Annotated in this window: 20 protein-coding genes; 4 read left to right on the top strand and 16 right to left on the bottom strand. The window is 33.0% G+C overall.

Features of this window, described 5'->3' with window-relative positions; translation table 11 throughout:
• Positions 1 to 170 precede the first annotated feature (170 nt).
• From HHX25_RS01585 to HHX25_RS01565, 5 genes are all read right to left on the bottom strand, one after another.
• The gene (locus HHX25_RS01585) at positions 171 to 956 is read right to left on the bottom strand and encodes a class I SAM-dependent methyltransferase (RefSeq protein ID WP_169669381.1); all 786 of its coding nucleotides are present in this window, start codon (positions 954 to 956) and stop codon (positions 171 to 173) included.
• A gap of 120 nt (positions 957 to 1,076) precedes the next feature.
• A complete protein-coding gene (locus tag HHX25_RS01580; protein ID WP_169669379.1) occupies positions 1,077 to 2,588 on the bottom strand; it encodes a PA14 domain-containing protein in 1,512 nt (503 codons plus the stop codon).
• A gap of 312 nt (positions 2,589 to 2,900) precedes the next feature.
• Entirely contained in the window at positions 2,901 to 3,116 is a 216-nt protein-coding gene (locus tag HHX25_RS01575; protein ID WP_169669377.1) for a hypothetical protein, read from the bottom strand.
• 157 nt (positions 3,117 to 3,273) lie between these two features.
• Complete coding sequence (locus HHX25_RS01570) at positions 3,274 to 3,498, bottom strand: hypothetical protein (protein ID WP_169669375.1); 225 nt, start codon at positions 3,496 to 3,498, stop codon at positions 3,274 to 3,276.
• A 366-nt stretch (positions 3,499 to 3,864) separates the two neighbouring features.
• Entirely contained in the window at positions 3,865 to 4,521 is a 657-nt protein-coding gene (locus HHX25_RS01565) for an MIP/aquaporin family protein (protein ID WP_205957971.1), read from the bottom strand.
• A 200-nt stretch (positions 4,522 to 4,721) separates the two neighbouring features.
• On the opposite strand from HHX25_RS01565, the gene HHX25_RS01560 reads away from it, so the two are divergent.
• Positions 4,722 to 5,570 carry a DUF2911 domain-containing protein gene (locus tag HHX25_RS01560; RefSeq protein WP_169669372.1) on the top strand — a complete coding sequence of 283 codons (849 nt, stop codon included), beginning with the start codon at positions 4,722 to 4,724 and terminating at the stop codon, positions 5,568 to 5,570.
• Positions 5,571 to 5,660: 90 nt separating this feature from the next.
• Here HHX25_RS01560 and HHX25_RS01555 read toward each other — a convergent pair whose 3' ends face one another.
• The 10 genes from HHX25_RS01555 to HHX25_RS01510 all read right to left on the bottom strand — a co-directional run bounded on the left by HHX25_RS01555 (position 5,661) and on the right by HHX25_RS01510 (position 16,851).
• Entirely contained in the window at positions 5,661 to 6,647 is a 987-nt protein-coding gene (locus HHX25_RS01555) for a Gfo/Idh/MocA family protein (protein WP_169669370.1), read from the bottom strand.
• Positions 6,625 to 8,439 carry a sodium:solute symporter gene (locus HHX25_RS01550; RefSeq protein ID WP_169669368.1) on the bottom strand — a complete coding sequence of 605 codons (1,815 nt, stop codon included), beginning with the start codon at positions 8,437 to 8,439 and terminating at the stop codon, positions 6,625 to 6,627. Before HHX25_RS01550 ends, HHX25_RS01555 begins: the two co-directional genes overlap by 23 nt.
• Before the next feature lie 116 nt (positions 8,440 to 8,555).
• Complete coding sequence (locus tag HHX25_RS01545) at positions 8,556 to 11,078, bottom strand: PIG-L family deacetylase (protein ID WP_169669366.1); 2,523 nt, start codon at positions 11,076 to 11,078, stop codon at positions 8,556 to 8,558.
• A gap of 118 nt (positions 11,079 to 11,196) precedes the next feature.
• Complete coding sequence (gene corA, locus HHX25_RS01540) at positions 11,197 to 12,264, bottom strand: magnesium/cobalt transporter CorA (protein WP_169669364.1); 1,068 nt, start codon at positions 12,262 to 12,264, stop codon at positions 11,197 to 11,199.
• A 41-nt stretch (positions 12,265 to 12,305) separates the two neighbouring features.
• Positions 12,306 to 12,827, bottom strand: a complete 522-nt coding sequence (locus HHX25_RS01535; RefSeq protein WP_169669362.1) for a mechanosensitive ion channel domain-containing protein — start codon at positions 12,825 to 12,827, stop codon at positions 12,306 to 12,308.
• A gap of 36 nt (positions 12,828 to 12,863) precedes the next feature.
• Positions 12,864 to 13,820 (bottom strand): septum formation inhibitor Maf, encoded by a 957-nt coding sequence (locus HHX25_RS01530; protein WP_205957970.1) that lies wholly within the window; start codon positions 13,818 to 13,820, stop codon positions 12,864 to 12,866.
• A gap of 33 nt (positions 13,821 to 13,853) precedes the next feature.
• Positions 13,854 to 14,447, bottom strand: coding sequence for a Maf-like protein (locus HHX25_RS01525; RefSeq protein ID WP_169669360.1), 594 nt, complete (start codon positions 14,445 to 14,447; stop codon positions 13,854 to 13,856).
• 116 nt (positions 14,448 to 14,563) lie between these two features.
• Positions 14,564 to 15,478, bottom strand: a complete 915-nt coding sequence (locus HHX25_RS01520) for a geranylgeranylglycerol-phosphate geranylgeranyltransferase (RefSeq protein ID WP_169669358.1) — start codon at positions 15,476 to 15,478, stop codon at positions 14,564 to 14,566.
• 94 nt (positions 15,479 to 15,572) lie between these two features.
• Positions 15,573 to 16,103, bottom strand: a complete 531-nt coding sequence (locus tag HHX25_RS01515; protein WP_169669356.1) for a KdsC family phosphatase — start codon at positions 16,101 to 16,103, stop codon at positions 15,573 to 15,575.
• Entirely contained in the window at positions 16,084 to 16,851 is a 768-nt protein-coding gene (locus tag HHX25_RS01510) for a Rossmann-like and DUF2520 domain-containing protein (RefSeq protein ID WP_169669354.1), read from the bottom strand. The genes HHX25_RS01515 and HHX25_RS01510 overlap by 20 nt, the downstream gene beginning before the upstream one ends.
• Before the next feature lie 213 nt (positions 16,852 to 17,064).
• Between HHX25_RS01510 and HHX25_RS01505 the strand changes: the two genes are divergently transcribed.
• The gene (locus HHX25_RS01505) at positions 17,065 to 17,469 is read left to right on the top strand and encodes a group III truncated hemoglobin (protein ID WP_169669352.1); all 405 of its coding nucleotides are present in this window, start codon (positions 17,065 to 17,067) and stop codon (positions 17,467 to 17,469) included.
• A 176-nt stretch (positions 17,470 to 17,645) separates the two neighbouring features.
• Positions 17,646 to 20,831 (top strand): cytochrome c biogenesis protein CcsA, encoded by a 3,186-nt coding sequence (gene ccsA, locus HHX25_RS01500; RefSeq protein ID WP_169669885.1) that lies wholly within the window; start codon positions 17,646 to 17,648, stop codon positions 20,829 to 20,831.
• 163 nt (positions 20,832 to 20,994) lie between these two features.
• Here ccsA and HHX25_RS01495 read toward each other — a convergent pair whose 3' ends face one another.
• Complete coding sequence (locus HHX25_RS01495; protein ID WP_169669350.1) at positions 20,995 to 21,660, bottom strand: HAD family hydrolase; 666 nt, start codon at positions 21,658 to 21,660, stop codon at positions 20,995 to 20,997.
• A 197-nt stretch (positions 21,661 to 21,857) separates the two neighbouring features.
• On the opposite strand from HHX25_RS01495, the gene HHX25_RS01490 reads away from it, so the two are divergent.
• Complete coding sequence (locus tag HHX25_RS01490; RefSeq protein ID WP_169669348.1) at positions 21,858 to 23,264, top strand: MATE family efflux transporter; 1,407 nt, start codon at positions 21,858 to 21,860, stop codon at positions 23,262 to 23,264.
• Positions 23,265 to 23,284: the final 20 nt, after the last annotated feature.

The following is a 23,284-nucleotide window of genomic DNA, read 5'->3' as shown; positions in this document are numbered from 1 at the left end:
GATTAAAGATTTAATTACATATTTAAAAGTAAGATTTTTATTTCAGAAATTTAATACGTAATTGTACTTATTTTTTTAATATTAAAATAAGAATTTAAACAAATTGTTTTTAAGTCTATTATTTAGAGTACGAGAGAATAGCTTGTGATCTTTTTTATAAGCATTATTAACTACCGCATTCTGCCTATTATATAAAGGTAATCGCCTAAGTTATTTTGGTAGTCTTTAGCGATTTTATCAAATTTTCCATTATCAATATCTTTTCTTAAATCGATTAAACCTTGTTCCACTTCTTTTCGGTTTGCCAGTGACGAAAATGAAGAAATTCCATGTCTGACTTGATCATCAAAATAAAGCTCAGGGTTTTGTTTTCCACAGTACAAAAAATGATCTTGTAAATCGGGTTTGATAAAGTATTTGTCAGTTTTGTAAATTTCAATTCCAGCATTTTCCATGGCAGCTTCAACATTTTTGAAGGCAGGCATTTGTTTTATCGAGTCTGTCAACATTTTTGGGAAATAGTGGTTGAGCCAATAGCCTTTCATCTGCTCTGGTGTGGATGTGAAAATCACAATTTTGCCATTTGGTTTTAGAACATTTTTGAGTTCCAAAAAGCTTCTTTCCAAATCACCCCAATGATGAATAGTCAGTGAGGCTATTATACCATCTACAGAGTTTTGAGATAACCCTGTATTTTCTGCCGAACCAATTTTCCAGTCGATATCTTTATTCCTTGCCTTTGCTTTTTCCAGCATTTTTCTGGAAGGATCGATTCCAATAAATCGAAATCCTTTTTTTTGAAGTTCATTTGTATAGTTACCAGTTCCGCAGCCTATGTCTAAATAAATGCCCTCTTTTTTTGGACTTAGGTGATATAATAGTTGCTCTGCTAAAAACTTGTCAGCTTTTCGAGTAAGGTTATAATCATTACCTATTTTGTCATATTTTATTTCCATGCGTTATGTTATAATAAACACTTAGTTCATTCAAACTTATTAAATGCTTGTTTTTTATCCAATTAAAAAGCTTCAATTTAAAATTGAAGCTTTAGTTTTGTTTATCATATTTGATGAAGTTTATTTCTTGGAAGGTTTGTACCAAAATCTATTAAAACTTAACCTACCTGGTTTTTCCTTTGGTGCTTTATAATAAAGGCTGATTTCTGCGCCTCCTTCAAACTGAAAGTATTCATAGCGAATAGGGTGCAAGCCCTTTTCTAAGTATACGACTGTAGACCTTTCTGCATGCGCAGCATGTCTTCCATCATTATTGATCATTAATTTATCATGTATGTAGAATTTAAGTCCATCATCAGAAGACAATGCGAAGTAGTGATATCCACTAGCCTTAGCTTCAAAATAACCTGTATATACACTAGCAAATGATTGTTTCTTAGGGAAGGATTTCAATTCAAAACCTTTGGCTACCGCACCAGTTTTTATGATATTTAAAGTATCAAAATTTGGAAGTTTTTTAAAATCATCCTCATAATAAGCATAATGCAATCCAGGTACGTATTTTTTACTTCTTTTTATACCTTTCAATTTTGCTCCCTCAACAAATTTACCACTTATAGCTGGTAATGTATTTGCTCTTTTTGAAGGTACCTTTACTTTAAAAATAGTTGCTTTCGATATGCTAACAGAGTCTTTTAGTAATTTTGAATTTAAATCAGGTTCACTTCCATCTGTAGTATATCTTAAATTATCATAAGATTGCATCGTGAAAATAGCTAATGGAATTCCAGGAATAACTTCACCTTGTTCTGGTACAAATTTGATTTTACTATTTCTAAAATCTTGAGCGATAAATTTTATGCCATCATAGTTTAATTTATAGATAACACTGTTATGGGTTTCGTCTTTATAAGCTACAATTTTCCAATCTAAGCTATCTGGGGCATGTTCTTTTAAAACGGTTTCCATAGCTTCTATTCCCATGCCTTTGTATGCACTCCCTTTTCTTCCTCCGATAAACAAGACCTTTCCGTTAGTATTAGAAAGTTTTTCTTTTGCCATTTTTACTAATAATTGGTCATCATACCAAAATGATGGGTCACTTGCTAAATAGGAGTCAAAATATTCTGGTGATCTAAGGAAAGCGTGCATAACACATAGACCTCCAAAAGAATGTCCTGCAAATGTATTACGACCAGATGTTTTATATTTAGATTCTACAAAAGGTTTTACTTCTTTTCCAATAAAATCTATAAAGTTTTCAGCATTACCAGAAGTTGGTAAATTATCTATTTTTGTAGGTGTCATGTCAGAATTCCTGTCTGGGCTAATAATACCTACTAGAATTGTTCTTGGAGCCATTGCGTTATTTTGCATAAAGTCTAATAAAGACTTTCTTAGTTCCATATTCCAGTTTGGATCCAACATATATTGAACATCATATTCTGTCCATTCATTATAGCCTTCAGGCAATGCTATTTGTATTTCACGATCGCCCTTCATGTATTTAGATGTTATAGTGAAGGATGTCCCAGGCATATTCTGAGCATTTAAAAATGTACTAAAAGTGAAAATAAATAGAATAAATAGTGTGGTGATTTGAGGCGTAATTTTGATTGATGATTTTTTCATGATGAAGTATTGTTTTTAGTTATTATTTTTTATCCGCTATTTTCATGCCATTGTTTAATTTGCTGATAATTAGTTATTTATTGTAGATTGTGTTTTTTAATGTGTATAAAATTGATACACTAAGTGTTCGATAATAGGATAGGAATTAACTTTATTACAATATATATAATGAGACTATATCACTTCAATTTTGTTACATGGATAATTAAATATTTAACCTATATAAATAATAAAACCCTAAAATATTTAAATATTTTAGGGTTTTATTATTTATGAGCTAAGCTTGTACTCAAGCGACTATCAAAATATCGCTTAAGGTCTTCCTTTTAACCTTTTCTCTATTTTTTGCTTAATCACAGTTAAACGCTTCATTAAGTCCATAATTTCAGGATCTTTTTCTTTTTTGTAAATCTGGTTTAAGCTTAATATTAAATTTTTAACTTCTCTTGATGCTTCTATTCGTTCGCTTGTTGTCTTAAAAGATTGTTTGCGTTGTTCGAATTCTAAAGCGTTACTTATAATATCCATGAATTTTAATGTAATTTATATCTGTCTGACAATTCTTCTTTTTCAGAATTTGACAATATAGTAAAATATATGAGATATTTGATTTTTATAGAGAATAATTAAGTAAAATTTAATATTTAATGGTTTTTATCTATATTTTTTTCAATATGACAAAGTTTTAAGCTGTCAAAGGCGCCCCTTTTAATCGCTTTTCAACTTTTCTCTTTATAGCTGTTAAACGCTTCATAATATCCATTATTTTTTCGTCTTTTTTTACCTTGTATATTTGATTTAAGTCTAAAATTAATGCTTTTGCCTCTCTCGAAATTTTTACTCTATCACTAGTCGATAATGATTTCATCTTTCTTTGCTCAAACTCTAGTGCTTTATCTATTAAATCCATAATATCAATTATTTAAATAGTTTGTAATTCTTTTATCTTAAAGATATTAAACTGTTTATTCGTAGTAGGGGCTTTATAAATATTAGGTTCGAACCTCAATTTAAAAGATTCAGATTAAACTCTTAACAAGACGTTCGTTTTATTTATATACGTTTTAGTTTAATATCGTAGATAATTTGCTATATCAAAGATATAAAATGTTTAACCTGTTTTCTGATAAATTGAACAGAAATACTGATAGTACTATCAGTATTATCTATGCTTTTGGTTTTTGGTGATTAAAAGCAGATAAATAACGTAAAGGGGTAACCCTTAAGTAAGCAATATGATATCAGTTTTTGAAATCGAAATCACTAAGGAATTATTCTAACAACAGGCATCATCTTTTACTAATTTACAGCTAGAAACAGCGGTTATGGCTCCTAATATTGGAGCTATAATGTATAGCCATAAATATTGAAAGGTTCCAGTGAAAAGGGCTGGAGCTATAGACCGAATAGGATTCATTGAAGCTTTGGTCATTGGTCCAGCAAACATGGCTTCTAAAAGAATAACACCACCAACAGCAATGGCTGCCATAGTACCTATTTCTTTACTACCAGTAGACACATTTATAATAACAACCATTAGGAAAAAGGTTAACAAAAATTCCATAATGGCGGCTTTAAATGGAGCGAAGCCTTCTGCGGGGGTTGTTTCTCCTAAAGACTGACTTTCTGGGAATAAGAACCATAAAATAAAACAGGCAAGTATGGCACCTATGGCTTGCGAAAAAATATATTTTGGAACTTCTTTCCACGAAAATTTTTTTGCAAAAGCAAAACCAATAGTAACGGCAGGATTAAAATGTGCTCCAGAAATTTCACCAAAAGCATAAATCATTGCCATAACAATGAGTCCCCAGGTAATAGCTACACCAACATGTGATATACTGCCGTTTGTGATTTCATTTATCGTCATGGCTCCACAACCACAAAATACCATGGCAAACGTACCTATAATTTCAGCATAATATTTTTTCATCAAAATTATTTTTTATTTTAAGTATCACTGTATCATTGTTTTACTTTTTAAAAAAAGAAAACCCTGTCTGATTAAAGCTTATAACTATTTAATAAGGCGCAAATATACAACCTCTTATTTTAAGTTTTTGTTAACAATAAAAGGATTTTGGATGCTTAAATTTATAGTGTCATTAAACTAATAATAAAACTTGATCAAAAATGAAAAAACTATTATTTATTGCCCTAGCGTTTGTGTTTTCTTTGAATATGAATGCGCAGGTAAAAACCCCACAACCTAGTCCGTTTTCTAAACAAGAACAAAAGGTTGGTCTTACCGATGTTTCTATAGAGTACTCCAGACCAAACATGAGAGGGCGTACTATTTTTGGAGACTTGGTTCCTTATGGAAAATTTTGGCGTACTGGAGCTAATAAAAATACAACCATTACTTTTAGTGATGATGTAATTATAGATGGGCAAACCTTAAAAGCTGGAGCTTATGCTATTTTTGTGAAACCCAATACAGAATCATGGGATGTTGTGTTTTATGCTGATACAAATAATTGGGGTACACCTCGTGAATGGGATGAGACCAAAGTTGCGGCTAAAACAAACACAAAAATTTATAAACTGCCTATGAAGATTGAAACGTTTACAATGTCATTCGATGATTTGAGTAATAGTAATGCTACTTTAGGTATGATGTGGGAGGACGTTTATGTTGGTGTTAAATTTGAAGTTCCTACAGATGTTGCAGTTGTTGCTAGTATAAAGAAAGCAATGAATGGACCAAGTGCTGGGGATTATTTCTCTGCGGCCGTTTACTATTTACAAGAAGGTAAAGATATTAATGAAGCAAAAACATGGATTGATAAAGCTGTTGATATGACTAAAGACAAGCCTCGTTTTTGGTTTTTGAGGCAACAGTCTTTAATTCATGCTAAAGCAGGAGATAAAAAAGGTGCTATTTCTGCTGCCAAAAAATCTTTAGCTGGTGCTGAAAAAGCAGGAAATGCCGATTATGTAAAAATGAATAAAGATTCCCTTAAAGAATGGGGAGCGCTATAATTTTAGAAATCATAGAGATAATATCATAAAAAAAGTGCAACTCGAAGGAGTTGCACTTTTTTTATATTACCTTATAGAGGTGATATATTTTTAATATTCTAATTTAATACTCGACCTTACATCATCAAGAAGCTTTATAAGCTGTTTGCTAAACTCGAAAGTCATGATATCGCTTTCTGTTTTTCCTGCTCGTATGAGTTCGTTAAAATGAAGAATTTCGTAATTGTAACCAATCGTTTTGTAATTAAAATCAATGGTTTCTTCTTTGTTATTAGAAATTATAGTAACCGTTGTTGGCATAAAAAAGCCACCATTAATTTTTATAGTTCCCTTTTCACAGTAGAAAATAGCTTCTGTTGGTGTTTGCTCTAAAAGAGTACTTTTTAAATGAGCAGTTATGCTGTTACCATAATCGAAAGTCATATTGCAGGACGAATCTGCTCCGTTTTTAAAAAAAGTAGCATCAGCTTTCATGCCTTTTGGAATACCTAATGTCGATAACGCTGCAAAAATAGGATAGATGCCAATATCTAATAAACTTCCGCCTCCTAAAGATTTTTTAAAGAGCCTGGAAGACTCGTCAAACTCACGATAAAAACCAAAATCAGCTTCAAGTTTTATAACATTACCATAGGTTTTATTATTTAATTCCTGCAATACATATTTATAATGTGGAAGAAAATAAGTCCAAAGCGCTTCCATAAGAAGTACATTTTTCTCTTTGGCCTTCGCAATCATGGTATTAACTTCTGCCTCATTCATAGCAAAGGGCTTTTCGCATAATACCGCAATGTTGTGCTCTAAACACAATAAGGTGTTTTCTTTGTGTAAAGCATGTGGTGTTGCTATATAAACGGCATCGATATTCGAATCTTTTACCAAGGCTTCATAGCTGTTATAGGTTTTAGTGGCACTATATTTTGAGGCAAAGGCATCTGCTTTTTCTTGTGATCTTGAGGCGACCGCATATAATTGGGCATCTTTAATAGTTAGTAAGTCCTGCGCAAATTTGTTGGCAATATTTCCTAAACCAATGATACCCCAGTTAATGGTTTTATGTTGTGAGTGATTTGTCATTTTTTGTAGTAAAAGATTGAATTATAAAAGCAATAAGTATAACGAGAACACATCCAAATAAGTTTAGCCATAAATAGGGCATCCATTCAAACCACCAGCCCACTATAACTATAGTTTGAGTAACTAAAGCAGCAAAGAAAACAGCGTTAGCTTTAACAAATTTAAAGAAAAAAGCCAATAAGAATATACCGAGTACATTACCATAAAAAATAGACCCAATAATATTTACTAATTGGATTAAATTCTCTGCAAGATTAGCGAAACAAGCAATTATAATAGCGACAATTCCCCAAATAAGCGTGAAGACCTTTGTTGCTCTAACCATATGTTTTTCATCTTTTTTCTCTTTAAGGTTTCTGCCATACAAGTCAATAGAAGTTATAGTTGCCAATGCATTAATTTCTGAAGCTGTCGATGACATAGCCGCAGATAAAATAACGGCCAATAGCAAACCAATTAACCCTTTAGGGAGGTATTTGAGAATAAAAGAAATAAACATGTAATCCCTATCATTCGTCTGGGTGTCTTTGGCAGATGCTTCATACAAAGTGCTTAATTCTTCTTTTTTCACGATATAAGCATCACTTTCTTTATTGTCGATCGCTAGTAATTCGTTATTTAAATGATCATACTTGTTGGCATATGCTGTATCTATGGCTCTTTTAATGAGATATTTTGATTCTAACCGGTACGTTTTTTCAATACTATCCAAATGTGACAAATTGGTTTTCAAAGACACGTCATTATTTTTTGAAAATAAAAGACTCAGCTCTTTTTTTCTTTTAAAAAGATCGCTTTGCTTCTGTTGGAGTTCTTGATATTGTTGTGAGTATTCTGAATTTAAAACTGTTTTTGTTGAAGCGTCTATAAAGTTTAGAGGTGCTGGGTTGAATTGATAAAACACAAAAACCATAATTCCAACCAGTAAAATGAAGAATTGCATTGGGACTTTTAACAAGCCATTAAAGATGAGTCCCATCTGCATTTCTTTCATAGATTTACCTGATAAATAACGCTGCACTTGACTCTGATCTGTTCCAAAATATGATAGCATTAAAAATGTACCGCCAATTAAACCAGACCAAACAGTATACCTGTTTTCTAAGTCAAATGAAAAATCTAGCACTTCCATTCTGCCGGTAGCCCCAGCTATGTCTACGGCTTCTGTGAATGAGACTTCTTCAGGGATTAAATTTAAGATAATGAATAGGGCAGCGAGCATGCCAGCAAAAATTACAAACATTTGTTGTTTCTGTGTCACGGTAACAGCTTTGGTTCCCCCAGTAACCGTATAGATAATAACCAAGATACCTATAGCGATATTTAGATACGTTATATTCCAACCCAAAACAATTGATAGTATGATAGCTGGGGCAAAAATGGTTATTCCAGCAGCAAGACCACGTTGTATTAAAAATAAAACGGCAGCTAAACTTCTGGTTTTTAAATCGAACCTGTTTTCCAAAAACTCATAAGCTGTATAAACTTTTAAACGATGATATAGGGGAATAAAAACCATGCAAATAATCACCATGGCCAGGGGTAGTCCAAAATAAAACTGAACAAAGCCCATACCATCCGAAAAGGCTTGTCCTGTTGTAGATAGAAATGTTATAGCACTGGCTTGAGTAGCCATAACCGAAAGCCCTATAGTCCACCATTTAGAGGTGTTACCACCACGTACATAGTCTTGTACACTCGTACTGCCTTTGGTTTTCCATGTGCCGTAACCTACAATTGCTAGCAACGTGGAAGTTAAAATAACCCAATCAATCCAATTTAAAGTCTGCATGATTTAAAACGATTGTGTTATTATGTAAAAAAATATAAAGTAGATAGCATTAGCAATTAATACAATAGAATAAAGCTTAAGCCAGGGCTGTTTAGGGAGTTTTTTGTCTATCATAGTTAATCGTTTAGTTTAGCATCGTGTTTTAAATCTTCTTTGCCTATGGAAAGCATGTTGGCAAATAGGCGATAGGCTCCAGAAACACCTTCGGGGAATTCTCTAAAAAAGCTTAAACCTGTGTATATATAATGTCCTTTTCCGTGTTTGGCAACTAATAAACTCCCATCTTTTGGTGTTTCATTTTTATCATTCATAGACAAAATAGGAGTGAATTCATTAGACCATTCATTAGGAAAATATAACCCACGTTCTTGTGTCCAACCATTAAAATCCTCTGGTGTAATTTTATTAGGATAATTTAATAGTTCATGCTTGGGGTTTAAAAACCGAACTTTAGCATTTTCATCAGTAACACGATCCCTGGATAACTTTAAATGATAAGGAGCGAGTTTATCAGTTTTTAATCTATAACTAGTATTATATTGTACAATCATATTGCCCCCTTTTGCTACAAAGTCAAATAACATTTGCTGTTTGAATTGTAAGGCATCAATGGTGTTATAAGCTCGTATCCCAACAACAATAGCATCAAAACGATCAAGCTTTTCTGCAGTGATATCCTCAGGGTCAATAATGAGTACATTATAACCAATTTGGTTTAAACTTTCAGGAACGACATCGCCAGCACCAGCTATATAGCCAATATTTTCACCTTTCTTTTTTATATCTAAGCGTACAACTTTGCTTTCACTAGGGAGTGAAACGGTTTGAAAAGGAATATGCTCATAATTTATTTCAATAAGTTCTCTAGTATAATCCTTATCATTAATATGAACTATAGGGCTAACATACCCTTCACTTTGATTTTTTGGAGGAATAATTGTAAAGACAAATGTTTGTTCTTCTCCTTTGTGTTCGATACTTACTTTTTGCTTCGCTGGATATACATTCCAATCGTTAGGATGGCATAACTCTACGTGCCCCTCTAAATTATCACGTCCAGCTTTTACAATAACAGCAACATCATGCTGTTTATCATTGTCAAAAATAATAACCTTTTCTGTTAGTTTAGCTGATGCTTCAGGAATGATTTCAAATGGACGATACAATTCTCCTTTATCAGGTTTTGAAAAACGTTGAACTATGGGCTTGGTAAATGTTATAGGAACATTATTGATGAGTAAATTAAAATCAATATTGAATATTCTTGGTGTTTCTGGCAAGCCAATATATTTTTCATCTGCCTTATACATGCCTAAAGAGCCTTTTTCGTTAAGCCAGTAAGGAGTTGTAGGTTGTACATCATTGTTGATTTTTACAGTTTCTTTAAAAGAAAACTTTATATTGTTTTTAAGAAGTATGTTTTTCGAAACGTTTAGGTTATTAGCATCATTAAAGCTCACTAAAGTGATGGCTGCGTTACTTCTGTTTAGTGTTTCAATGTTTAAGTTTATAGATGCCCCTTGTGTTGCCCAGTTTGTATCTGCCGAAGCTTCTAGGTATAAACCAGCACACATTTCGATAATGGCTTTTAGCTCTTTGGTTTTTTGAACTTTCCAATGGGTGTCTTCAATGTTTTGAAGCAATTTATAAGCTTCTAATAGTTGTGGAATATGCCTCGACGGATTAACAAAATTAAACTCATTTTCAACTTTGTATAAAATGTTTCCAATAGCCTTTCCGCCTTTAATACGACTCCATGAGGTATCGATACCAGTAAAAATATTTTTATTGTCTACTAATGGTTTTCCTTTTAAAAACTCAATATATTCTTGGGTTGAGCCACGCTGTGATAAACGTCCAAAGCCTTGGCATAAGTGTTGGCTACTAGCAAATGCTGCCACTTCATTATTAGATAGTCCTTTTAAAGGATAGTATACACCAATGTCGAAATTTATCATGTTGCTTTTATCTACTTTTTCAAATTTTTCCTGGCTGCCATAAAACCACCAGTGTGTGTTGAAAAACAAACGTTGTGGTTGCCACAAACTGGTTTGTCTTAATTGATTTGGATATGCGGTTGGGGAGTTTGCCAAGTCGAAAGCCTCAAAACTCAACATAGCAGAACTGGTATGGTGACCGTGGGTTCTTCCTGGTGTTTTATGATTGAAACGGTTAATAATAATGTCTGGTTTAAATTTTCTAATGGCTAAAACGACATCGCTTAAAACGGCTTCTTTGTCCCATATATCAAGAGTTTCGTCTGGGTGTTTTGAATAGCCAAAATCGTTAGCTCTGGTAAAAAGCTGTTCTCCACCATCAATACGCCTTGCTGCTAATAATTCCTGGGTTCGTATAACACCTAATAACTCTCTAATTTCTGGCCCGATAAGATTTTGCCCGCCATCACCACGTGTCAGGGATAAATATGCAGTTCTTGCTTTTACATGATTGGCCATATAAGAGATTAAACGCGTATTTTCATCATCAGGATGGGCTGCGATATATAAGACAGATCCTAAAAAATTAAGTTTTTGAATGGACTCGTATATTTTTGAGGATGAAGGTGTTTTGGGTTTTTGGGCTATTGAAATTGAAAAAGTAAATACTGTTATAAGTAAACAAAGTATAAATTTACGCATAATTGAGTTGTTAGATGAAATTCAAATATAGCAAAGTTGCTAGCTCATCAAGTTGCTTTTAATGTTTCTTTAACGTTACCCTTTAATGATTGGCAAGATGGTTTGACGATATGTTGGGTTATAACCACTTCTTCTTTTTGAAGTATATAAGCATTCCAACAAAAAGAACGATCATAACACCCCATAAAATAAAGTAAGAATATTTATATTGTAGCTCTGGAATGTAATCGAAATTCATACCGTAGATGCCAGCAATAAAGGTAAGAGGAATAAAAATAGAAGCCATGATAGTCAAAACTTTCATTACTTCATTCATTTTATTGCTAATGGTTGTCATATACATATCCATTAAGCTCCAAATCATTTCCCTGTAAATATCGATATTTTCAGATACTTGGATTAAGTGATCGTAAATATCCCTAAAATAGGTGATGGTTTTTTGCTGAATGAGTTCGTTGTCATTTTTTTCAATTCTACTAATAACTTCGCGAAGTGGAAAAATAGCACGGCGTACCCTTAAAATTTCCCGTTTTAAGTCTTGAATATTTTTGCTAGTATCTTCACTAGCGTTGCCTGAAAATATTTCAGTTTCAAAATCTTCAATTTTATCTCCTAAAACTTCAATAATATTGAAATAATAATCGACTACAGCATCTATTAAAGCATACAATAAATAATCAGATTCCATATAGCGTACACGTCCTTTCGCCATCCTTATGCGATCTCTTACAGACTCAAATACATCACCTTCTGATTCTTGGAATGTTAGTACATAGCTCTTGCCTAAGATGAAGCTAACCTGCTCCGATACAATGGTTTCACCTTTGTCATAATAAAGCATTTTTAATACTATAAAAAGGTAATCTTCGTATTCGTCTATTTTTGGTCGTTGAGAAATATTAACAACATCTTCAAGTACTAAATGGTGGAGGTTATAGTGTTTGCCAAGTGTTTCAATATCTTTTATATGGTTAAGGCCGTTTAAATTTATCCATGTTTTGGAATTGGTATGTTTAAACCCAAAAGCCTCTTCTATATTTGATAATTCATTTTCGGTATATTGATTTTCATCATAATCGAAAGCTTCAATGAAAAGTTTTTGAGACTGTTTCTCACCTGTATATATTAACGTACCAGGAGCTTGTCCAGCTTTTTTCTTATAACTATTATTTCTAGTTTTAGCCATATAAATTAATGATCTATTAAATATATGGAAAATTCTAGCTTTTACTTATCAAATGCATCTTTTTCTATGAGGGTTACTGCTTTTTGTAAGAGCATATTGTTTGGATAGGTTATTAAATCTCCATTGTCTTTTCTTAAATGAATTTGATAGGACCTTATATCTTCTATAACAGCTTCAATTTCAAATTCTTTGTCATGAATTCTAATTTTATCACCTATTTTATAAGGGAAGGAGAAAAATAGTATAATGCCAGATGTGACATTGCTTAATATAGACCAACTAGCGAATAAAGCTAGTCCGATAATGGCAAATACAGATGAAAAAATAACTACTAAATCGTCTATATTGACTCCAAAAATAAAGGCAATAATAAGTAATGCAATAAGAAAAATACTTACCGAAAAATATCGAGCCACTATTTTTGCCCGACTTACCAGGATTTTTTTCGATTTTCCAATGGCCCGAACTATTAATCCTATAATAAGTTTAAGGATAAAGAATATAAAAAGTACAATAACAGAATTTATAATTTTATCCTGATGTAAAGAAAAATAGTCTGACATTCTAACAATTTTAAAGATATGTCAAAGATAAAACAACTATTTCAATTGAAGTGTATCCCTTAAAATTTCGTCTTTATTGCTGTTTTTGCCCCAATATGCAGACTTAATAGTTTTTAGTTTCGTTGCTTTTGTTTTTAAAACCTTGGCACCGGTTCCAAACCCACTTTTAAATGTTTCTTCCCAACCTAAAATATCATAAGGGAAGTTGGGATTGAATGCTATAGACAATGTTCTGTTTAGTTCTGGATAGGTGATTGAATATATGCCTTCTTTCATAATTGCCGTAGCTTTATAAGCTTTTATGGGAACATGTCTTAATCGGCTATATTCAAAAGAAGGAATGATTTTTAGTTCACCTGTTGGAAGCGATTTAGGAGCGATGCGCAATTGTGCCCATAGTTCATTTTCTAAAACGGTTTTATCTAATCTAAAACTGTTATCGGCTTCTCCTTCAAAATATGAATGCGACATGACCTCAAATTGTTTTTTGTTATTGAGTTGCGCGTATACATGACCACACCATTCTTGCATAGAATTGGATATTTTTATTGCATGTCTATCGTTTGAAACAGGATAAAAAGTACTATGCATTATAGAATAAGGGTATATCCCTGTGTTAAAATTTTTAGTGGCATTTAACTTTAAAACAGAAATGTTGTTTTTATTTTGCCTATCTGCTTTTACTTGTATGTCTGGCAAAAAGTCTTCTGTAACATAAATTAAAACAGCTTTACCGTTTCTTATTTCGCCATAACGGGCCTGCTCTAATTTGTATGAAGATATTTCGGCTTCGCCAGCATACCAGTAATTTTTAAATTCTTGTGATAGTTCTTTGGGCTTTAAATCATTATTTACAACAAGTTTTTTTGTTGTGTTAAGGGCTAAATCTTTTGATGCTTTTTCTTTTTTACAAGAAGTTAATAAGCATATAATAGCAATTATAGTATAGAATATTAATTCTGCCTTTATAATTTTTTTAAGTGATTGTATCATGACTTTGGTATTAAGTATGATAAAGTTACAAACTTATACTATGTCAACAATATCATTTAACGTTTTGTAAACAAGGTGTGTAGGGAGCCCCATAACATTAAAATAAGAACCTTCTAGTTTGGTTACCCCTATCTGTCCAATCCATTCCTGGATACCATAGGCTCCTGCTTTGTCAAAAGGCTTGTAGGTATTTATATAGTATGTAATCTCGTCATCGGTTAAATCCTTAAATCTTACTTTAGTAATGGCATGCAGCGTTTTTTCATAAGTTTTTGTTGTAAAGCAAACAGATGTAATGACCTCGTGTGTCGTGTTGCTCAAAGATTTTAAAATAGAAAAAGCTTCATCTTTATCTTTAGGCTTTCCCAAGGCTTTATTGTCATGCCAAACGATGGTATCACTGGTAATAAGGATATCTTTGTTGTTTAATTTATCCTTAAAAGGTAGGGCTTTTAACTGGGCAAGATAATTGCTAATTTCAAAGTGTGTTAAACGTGGCGGATACTCTTCTTTAACAGGCTTTAAAATGATTTCGAAATCTAATCCTAGGTTTTTAAAAAACGCTTGTCTTCTAGGGGAACCAGAAGCTAAAATAATACGATGGTGTTTTAGTTTTTCGTTAAGCATAGTTTTAGTGTTCAGTGCTTGCTAGCAGTATTTGATTTTGGTTTAACTTTTTGTCTTCCAATAAAAATATTCAACTTCTAGCTTCGTGTTTCCAACTTCTATTTCGTTTTAAATTGTTACTTCTTCAAAATAAAAATATAAAGAAGTAAGGAAAGCATGCCAAAAAGCATCACTAATTTAAGCATGTTACTAATATGGTGATGGTCTTTTTTTGTTGAGGCACTAAAAGTTTTGATACTTGTGTAGAGAAGAGGGCCAATTATGAATAGCAAAAAATAGATAACAGCAGCCAGGTTTTTATACAGTGAATTAATGGTATAATAAGCAATCGCAAAAAGAGGGACAAGCGATAAAACAAACAATACTTTGTTAGCACGTTCTCTGCCAATTGCAATAGGCAATGTATTCATACCTGCTTTATAGTCGCCATCAATATCTTCAATATCTTTAGTTATTTCCCTTAGCAAATTAATAATGAATGCAAATATGGCATAGTTAAAAATAACCTTAAAGAAGGCTAATTGTAATGGTTGGTTTTTAGGGGTAATGGCAGGAAGTAACTCAAAAACTCCAACAATAATAAGACTTAATGCTACCAATACAGAAATAACCATATTACCTATTAAAAGTGTTCGTTTTAAATAAGTAGCGTACACATAAAGTAATACCGAAATAATGACAAAAATGGAAAAAAAGGGACTTCTGCCAACCAGATGCGATACATAAAAACCTAAGCCAACCCCAATAACATTAAAAATAATGAATAAATTATAAGCTGTTTTTTCTGATATGGATTTTCCAACGATTAATTTATTTGGTTTGTTTATAAAATCGGTTTCAACATCATAAATGTCATTAATAATATTTCCTGCTGCAGCAATAGACACAGTTGCAAGGATTAGTAATGCTATCCCTACAGATGTTAAACTTGTTTGAGCTCCAAATGGCTCTAAAAAGGCATATTTAATAAGTAATTGCACAAGGGCAATCATGAGTAGGTTTTTCCAGCGGATAAGGTTTAGAAAATTCAATGTTTATTTAAAAATTAAAAATGAATAATTAAAAATATGGCCACGAATACACAAATATATATTTTTCTAACGTCTAACGTCTAACGTCTAACGTCTAATCATACTTAGCCCCAAAATTACCATTCCATTTTTCCTGTACCTTAAGGACCTGTTCTATGACATCGCGAACGGCACCTTTGCCACCTTTTTTATGAGAAATATATTTTGATATATTCTTTATCTCTGGAACAGCATCTTGAGGGCAACAAGGTAAGCCAATACGTTTCATCACAGGGTAATCAGGGATATCATCTCCCATATAAAGCACATTTTCAGATTTAATACTGTTATTGTTAAGATAGTCTTCTAATTGTTGAATTTTGTTATGTGCGCCTAAATAAATATTGGTAATTCCCAACCCTTGCAAACGAATACGAACCCCTTCATTAGAACCTCCAGAAATAATACAAACATTATAGCCATTATCTACGGCAGTTTTTAAAGCATAACCGTCTTTGATATTCATTTTTCTTAGCATTTCACCAGAAGAGGTTATGGTTATGGTGCCATCTGTTAAAACACCATCTACATCAAATATGAAGGTTGTGATATGTTCTAAGTATTCTTTATAGCTTTTTTCTTCCATGTGTGTGTTGTATAGAGTTGGTTATTAGTTGGTAAATATCTTTGTGGTGTTGATTTTCTAAAAGCTTTAAATGTTTAAGCATAGTTTTTTTGTCATCACGTTTAGCAGGACCTGTTTGTGCCTTAAAAGGAGATAAGTTTTGTACTTTTTTTGCAGTTTCAAGAATAAGCGGTTTTAAAAGGTCGAATTCGGCACCTTGACTTTCAGTTATTTCGTGTCCAATTCTATAAAGTTGATTGGTGAAATTATTAACAAAAACAGCTGCTAAATGTAATACTTTACGCTGATCGCTATTTACTCTTTTTGTAGGAGCACCAAGAGCTATAGCTAGATTTTTTATGATAGGATAACTTTTTTTGTCAATAGTTTCAATACAAATAGGCACATGCTTAAAATCTATTTCAGTATCCTTACTAAAGGTTTGTAGCGGATAGAAAACACCACGTTTATGCTTTTTATCTATATCATATACATTAACACTACCAGAGGTATGCAGTACTAATTTATTTTCAAAAGGTAGTTGGGACGAAAGCTCAGAAATGGCATCATCACTAACAGCTAAAATATAGGCATCTGCATCTTTAATCTTTGCTAGGTCGTCAATAATTTCTATATCATTTTTATACGAGGAGATGGCATCTATGCGTCTACTATACCACTGATTTATTTTAACGTTTTCAGCTTTATTAAAAGCCTTAAATAAATGTGTTGCAACATTGCCCGAACCAAGAATTACTAATGAAATCATATTGCTAAAATACTAACGAATTACGAATTACGAATTACTAATGATGATTTTTTGACCTAACGTGGTTTGGTAACATTTTCGATCGCACATTATAAGCGTTTTTGTGAAACTTAAATATCAGATAGTTACTGTTGTTTTCAATTTCAGTTATTGTTTTTTCTTCCCCTATTTTTCGTGCTTTTGCAAGAAATAATTAGTTTAACTTTGTATGCTATGAACAAAAAAGATATAAAATCTAGAGATGATGTATTTCTATTAGTCGCATCATTTTATAATAAAATAAGAAAAGATCCCGTTTTAGGGCCTTTTTTTAATGAGACCATAAAGGACTGGGATGCGCATTTAGAACGTTTAACAGCCTTTTGGGAATCAAGCCTTTTCATGACGCGTAAACTAGAGCAAAAGTATTTAGGAAATCCTTTAGAGGCACATATAAAAGTTGACGCAGAACATAATAATAGTATCACCGAAACTCACTTTGGTTTGTGGTTAAATTTATGGTTTCAAACTATCGATGAACTTTTTGAAGGCAACTATGCTGAAAATGCAAAAAGACGCGCCAGAAAAATGAGCACATTTTTATATTTAAAAATATTTGAAGCGAGAGAGCCTCAGTAGGCAGTATCTGTTTGGCTGTTTAAAAGTGTGTAGATTTAATACTAAAATTAAATAAAACCTTAAAATAACAACCTCATTTTTCAATATGACTCACATGTCCTTTTTTTCAATACTTTAACACGGCATAATAAACATAAATCCTTAAATTTGCGCAACCTTAAAAACGGGTTCAAATGATGCAAAATAAACTCGCCAATATTCTCTTTTCAACACGTCTTACTGCTATTTTATTTATTGCTTTTGCTGCAGCTATGGCAACAGGCACATTTTTAGATGCTGGACAAGAAACTTCACCAACGCCATATACCAGAAATTTAATTTATAATGCATGGTGGTTTGAAGCTATTATGGTATTTTTTGTAATAAACTTTACAGGTAATATTTTTAGATTCCGATTGTATAAAAAAGAAAAATGGGCCACTTTCATTTTACACATATCTTTTATCTTTATTTTGCTAGGAGCTTTTGTTACAAGATATGTGAGTTTTGAAGGGATGATGGCTATTCGGGAAGGTGCTACAGAAAATACATTCCTATCTAGAGATACCTATGTCATAGGACAAATTGTAGGTGATTATAAGGTTAACGGACAACTTCAACAACGATATTTAGAAAGTAAGGTCGATTTCTCTGGTCGATTGGATAACGATTTTAAAGTTGAAACCGATTATAATAAACAACCAGTTACTATTGAATTAGAAAAGTTTATAGTTGGGGCAGAAGAAGATATTGTACCAGATGAAAGCGGAGAAGCATATTTAAAAATAGTTGAAGCTGGTGGAGGCGGGCCGCATAATCATTTTTTGAAAGAAGGAGAAGTGCAGAGCATCCATAACATTTTATTTGCATTAAATAAGCCCACAGATGGAGCTATAAATATAACCTTTAAGAATGATTCGCTTACCATACAGTCTCCTTTTGAAGGCGAATATATGACCATGGCTACAAGAGCACAAGGGAGATTAGTGAAAGATAGTTTACAACCTTTAATCTTGCGTTCTCGTTATATTATTGGTAATATGCAAATGGTATTTCCCAAACCTGTGGTAAAAGGTGTTTTTGATGTTGTTCAGAAATCAAAACTCTTAAAAAATGATGCCGATGGCGCTGTGCTGAAAGTTACGGCCAATGGAGAAACAAAGCACGTTGGACTGTTAGGAGGAAGGGGCATTAACGGAAACTATAAACAAATTGAAATTGGCGGCTTAGAATTTGCATTAAAATATGGATCTAAAGTATTGGAACTGCCTTTTGATATAAAATTAAATGATTTTGAGGCAGAGCGTTATCCTGGTACAGATAAAGGATATTCGGCATTTTCTAGTCAGGTTACGGTTTTGGATAAGGAGGAAGGTGATTTTGATTATAAGATTTTCATGAATAATATTTTAGACCATCGTGGGTATCGTTTTTTTCAGTCAAGTTTCGACCCTGATGAAAAGGGAACTGTTTTATCTGTAAATTATGACTATTGGGGGACTTTGCTTACCTACATAGGCTATTTTATGCTCTATTTTGGATTGATGGCTATTCTATTTGTCAAGGGATCACGTTTCGGAGATTTAAAAAGACAATTAAATAAAGTGAAGACAAAGAAAGCAGAATCGCTTACTGTTTTGTTATTATGTTTTGGTTTGAATATGTTTTCTCAAGAACATTCTGCTAATGATGGACACAATCATTCTAAACCTACTAAAGCTCAAATCGACTCTATTTTAGCAAAAAATATAACGCCTAAAGACCATGCAGATGAATTTGGACATCTGGTCATTCAAGATCTTAGTGGTCGTATGATGCCTGTAAATACTTATGCCTCAGAGATGCTTCGTAAGCTGAGTAAACATGATGCTTATGAAGATTTTGATGCCAACCAAGTATTCTTATCTATACAAGAAAGTCCGACACTCTGGTATAATGTACCTATTATTTATTTAAAACCGAAGAAAGCAGACTCCATTCGAAAAATAATTAATGTTTCTAAAGAAGAGAAATATGCCACACTAGCAGATTTTTTTACCGAGCGTGGTGCCTATAAATTAGCCCCATATTTAGAAGAAGCTTATGGAGCACAAATCCCTAATGCGTTTCAAAAGGAATTTAAAGAAGCAGACCAGCGTGTTTCGTTACTATATAATAGTGTAGAAGGTATGTCTTTGAAAATATTCCCAGTTCCTGAAGATGAAAATAATACCTGGATTTCTACTTATGATTACAGGCATAGTCCCAATAAAATAAAAGATTCCCTTTATGGTAATTTTATAAAAAATGGGTTTAGTGTCTATTTATATACACTGAATCAAGCAAAGCAAACAGATGATTTCTCTGAAGCATCAAAACTTTTAAGGGCGTTTAAAAAAACACAAAACAAGTACGGTGCTGAGGTTATGCTTAGTGATGATAAGGTGCATACTGAGATTTTGTATAACAAATACGATATTTTTAAGAAGCTGTTTAGTTGGTATATGTATGCAGGTAGTTTGCTTTTTATTCTACTGATTATTCAAATTTTTAAAGATAAGAACAAAGCAATTAATGTATCTGTAACTGTTTTTAAGTTTATCATTTTAGGTTTATTTATATTGCATACGGCTGGATTAATTGTACGCTGGTACGTATCTGGACACGCCCCCTGGAGTGATGCCTACGAATCGATGATATATGTGGCTTGGGCCACTATGTTTTTTGGTTTGGCTTTTGGTCGTAAGAGTGATTTAACTATAGCCTCTACTGCATTTGTAACATCCATGATTTTAATGATTGCGCATTGGAACTGGATGGATCCTGCTATTGCAAATCTGCAACCTGTATTAAATAGTTACTGGCTTATGATTCATGTAGCTGTTATCGTGGCGAGTTATGGTCCATTTACTTTGGGAATGATTTTAGGTGCCGTATCGTTATTATTAATGATTTTTACTACCAAAGAAAATAAAAAGAAAATGTTGCTCAATATTAAGGAGCTTACTATTATAAATGAAATGGCTTTAACCGTAGGGTTGGTCATGCTTACTATTGGGAACTTTCTAGGCGGTATGTGGGCCAATGAAAGTTGGGGGCGTTACTGGGGTTGGGACCCCAAAGAAACATGGGCGCTTATAAGTATTATGGTTTATGCCTTTGTTATTCATATGCGATTGGTACCTGGACTTCGTGGACGTTGGTTTTATAATTTAATGTCTATTGTGGCATTTGCAAGTATTTTGATGACCTATTTTGGTGTTAATTTCTACTTAGCTGGTTTGCATAGCTATGCCAGCGGTGATCAAATTGTGAGTGTTAAATTTATTGCTATTGCTTGTGCCATCGTCGCTGTTTTAGCAGCTTTTGCGTATAGAGGGTATGCCAAATATTATAAGAAGTAGTTCTGGTTATGCCTAAGACGGGTCGCGATAAGAATACAAAAAATAAGGCAAAACACGCTAAGTTAATGGCTCAGAAAAAAAATAAGAAGAAATCTGAGGAAGCCCTAAGAAAGCAACGCTTGAAAGCGATCATTAAAAAAGCAAATTCTCAAGATAATGACGATTAATAAGAAGGAATCAATGACCTTATTTTGTCAAACCTAATCTCTTTAAAATCCTTTATTGTCATATCGGCCTTACTATAGTCTTGGTTTTTTGAATGAAAACTATCAAAGCCTACACAAAAAATATTCGCAGCTTTAGCAGCTTCGATACCATTGGTAGAATCTTCAATAACCATACATTCATCATTATTGAAACCAGAAGCTTCAACAGCCTTAATAAAAATTTCGGGATGAGGTTTAGAGGCTTTTAAATCGCCACCACTTAATTTAGCAACAAAATATTGATCTAAATCAAAACGTTCAAAAATCTGATTGATGCTTGTCATAGCGGCAGACGATCCTAAAACCAAGGTTAATCCATTACGATGGTAGTCTTTTATTAAATCTAAAACGCCATCAATTAATGTTAAATCAGAATTACTCTCAAAAAAACGTTTGTAGTGTTTCCTTTTTAAAGCCACTAAAGTTTCTGGGGCTTGGGTTAAGTTAAAATGATCACACAAACGTTTACAAATATTAATAGTAGACTGCCCTGTGAATGATTGATATAATGCATCTGAAACCTTAATGCCAACTTCATCAAACATATCATGATAGGCTTTGTTATGCATGGGCTCACTGTCAATAATAACCCCATCCATATCAAAAATAACTGCTTTTAGCATTGCTTAATTTTTTGGTGCGAAGATATTGGAATGGAAATTAACTACCTAAAAAATCATTTTGTAAATTAAAATTAAATACACATCTTTGTCTTATGATTGTTTAATTCCACTTCCGTACAAGCATCGGGATTCCCCGATTTAAAACTATCAAATGCGTTTCATGTGTTTGGTAATTATTCATATTTAATACAATCAAAATGCAATCAAATAAAATTTCTTTAAAACAATTTATTCAATATTTTAAAATAGCTGTAACAGGCAAAGAGCAAAACTTTACCTCGGGCAGTATTCGTCGTGCTGTATTTATGCTATCCATTCCCATGATTTTAGAAATGCTTATGGAATCTATTTTTGCGCTTGTGGATATCTTATATGTATCTAAGGTAAGCGTAAATGCAGTCGCTACCATTGGTTTAACGGAGTCTGTTATTACTTTGGTATATGCAGTAGCCATTGGTTTAAGCATGGCAGCTACGGCTATAGTGGCAAGGCGTGTAGGTGAAAAAGACTTGAAAGGTGCTTCTAATGCAGCAGTTCAGGTTATTTTTTTAGGTGTTTTGGTTGCTGCTATTATTAGTGTGATAGGTATACTATATCCTAAAGAAATTTTAGGACTTATGGGCGGTGAGCCAGATCTTATTGAAGAAGGTTATGGGTACACTCAAATACTTTTAGGCGGGAATCTAACAATCATGTTATTGTTTTTAATCAATGCCATTTTTCGTGGAGCTGGCGATGCTTCTGTAGCTATGTGGACCTTAATTTTGTCTAACGGACTCAATATTATTCTAGATCCCATGTTTATTTTTGGGTTTGGTCCCATTCCTGCTTTTGGCGTAGAGGGAGCTGCTATTGCAACAACCATAGGTCGTGGCACTGCGGTGGTGTTTCAACTAGCTGTTCTGTTTTTTGGTTATAGTAAAATTAAAGTAGGTATTCAAGACTTGGTAATTCGTATTGGTGTTATGCTTAATTTAATTAAAGTATCACTTGGCGGTATTGGTCAGTTTTTAATAGGTACCTCTTCCTGGGTGTTTTTAATGCGTATTATGAGTGAGTTTGGTAGTGAGGTATTGGCAGGTTATACAATTGCGATTCGTGTTATGATGTTTACTTTAATGCCTGCATGGGGTATGAGTAATGCAGCGGCGACCTTGGTAGGGCAAAATTTAGGAGCAAAAGAACCAGAGCGTGCCGAATTATCAGTTTGGAAAACAGGAAAGTATAGTGCTATTTTTATGGGCTTGGTATCCATTGTTTATTTAGTATTTGCACCTCAAATAATCGTGTTGTTTAATGCGACACCAGACGTTGTTAAATACGGAAGTTTATGTTTGCGAGTTATTGCGGCAGGTTATATTTTTTATGGATATGCTATGGTTGTTGTTAATGCGTTTAATGGGGCAGGAGATACCAAGACACCAACATATATAAATTTTGTGTGTTTTTGGCTGTTGCAGTTACCTTTTGCCTATGTTATGGCGATTACTTTAGATTTTGGACCAGTAGGCGTATTTTGGGCTATTACCTTGGCAGAAATACTAATTGCTATTGTGTCTATTATCTGGTTTAAAAAAGGGCATTGGAAAGCTGTGAAGGTTTAGTTGACATATCCGTTTTTTTA

Origin of the sequence: Flavivirga algicola (assembly GCF_012910715.1) — a bacterium.
GTDB classification, from domain to species: Bacteria; Bacteroidota; Bacteroidia; order Flavobacteriales; family Flavobacteriaceae; genus Flavivirga; species Flavivirga algicola.
This window is presented reverse-complemented; position numbering and strand designations above follow the sequence as displayed.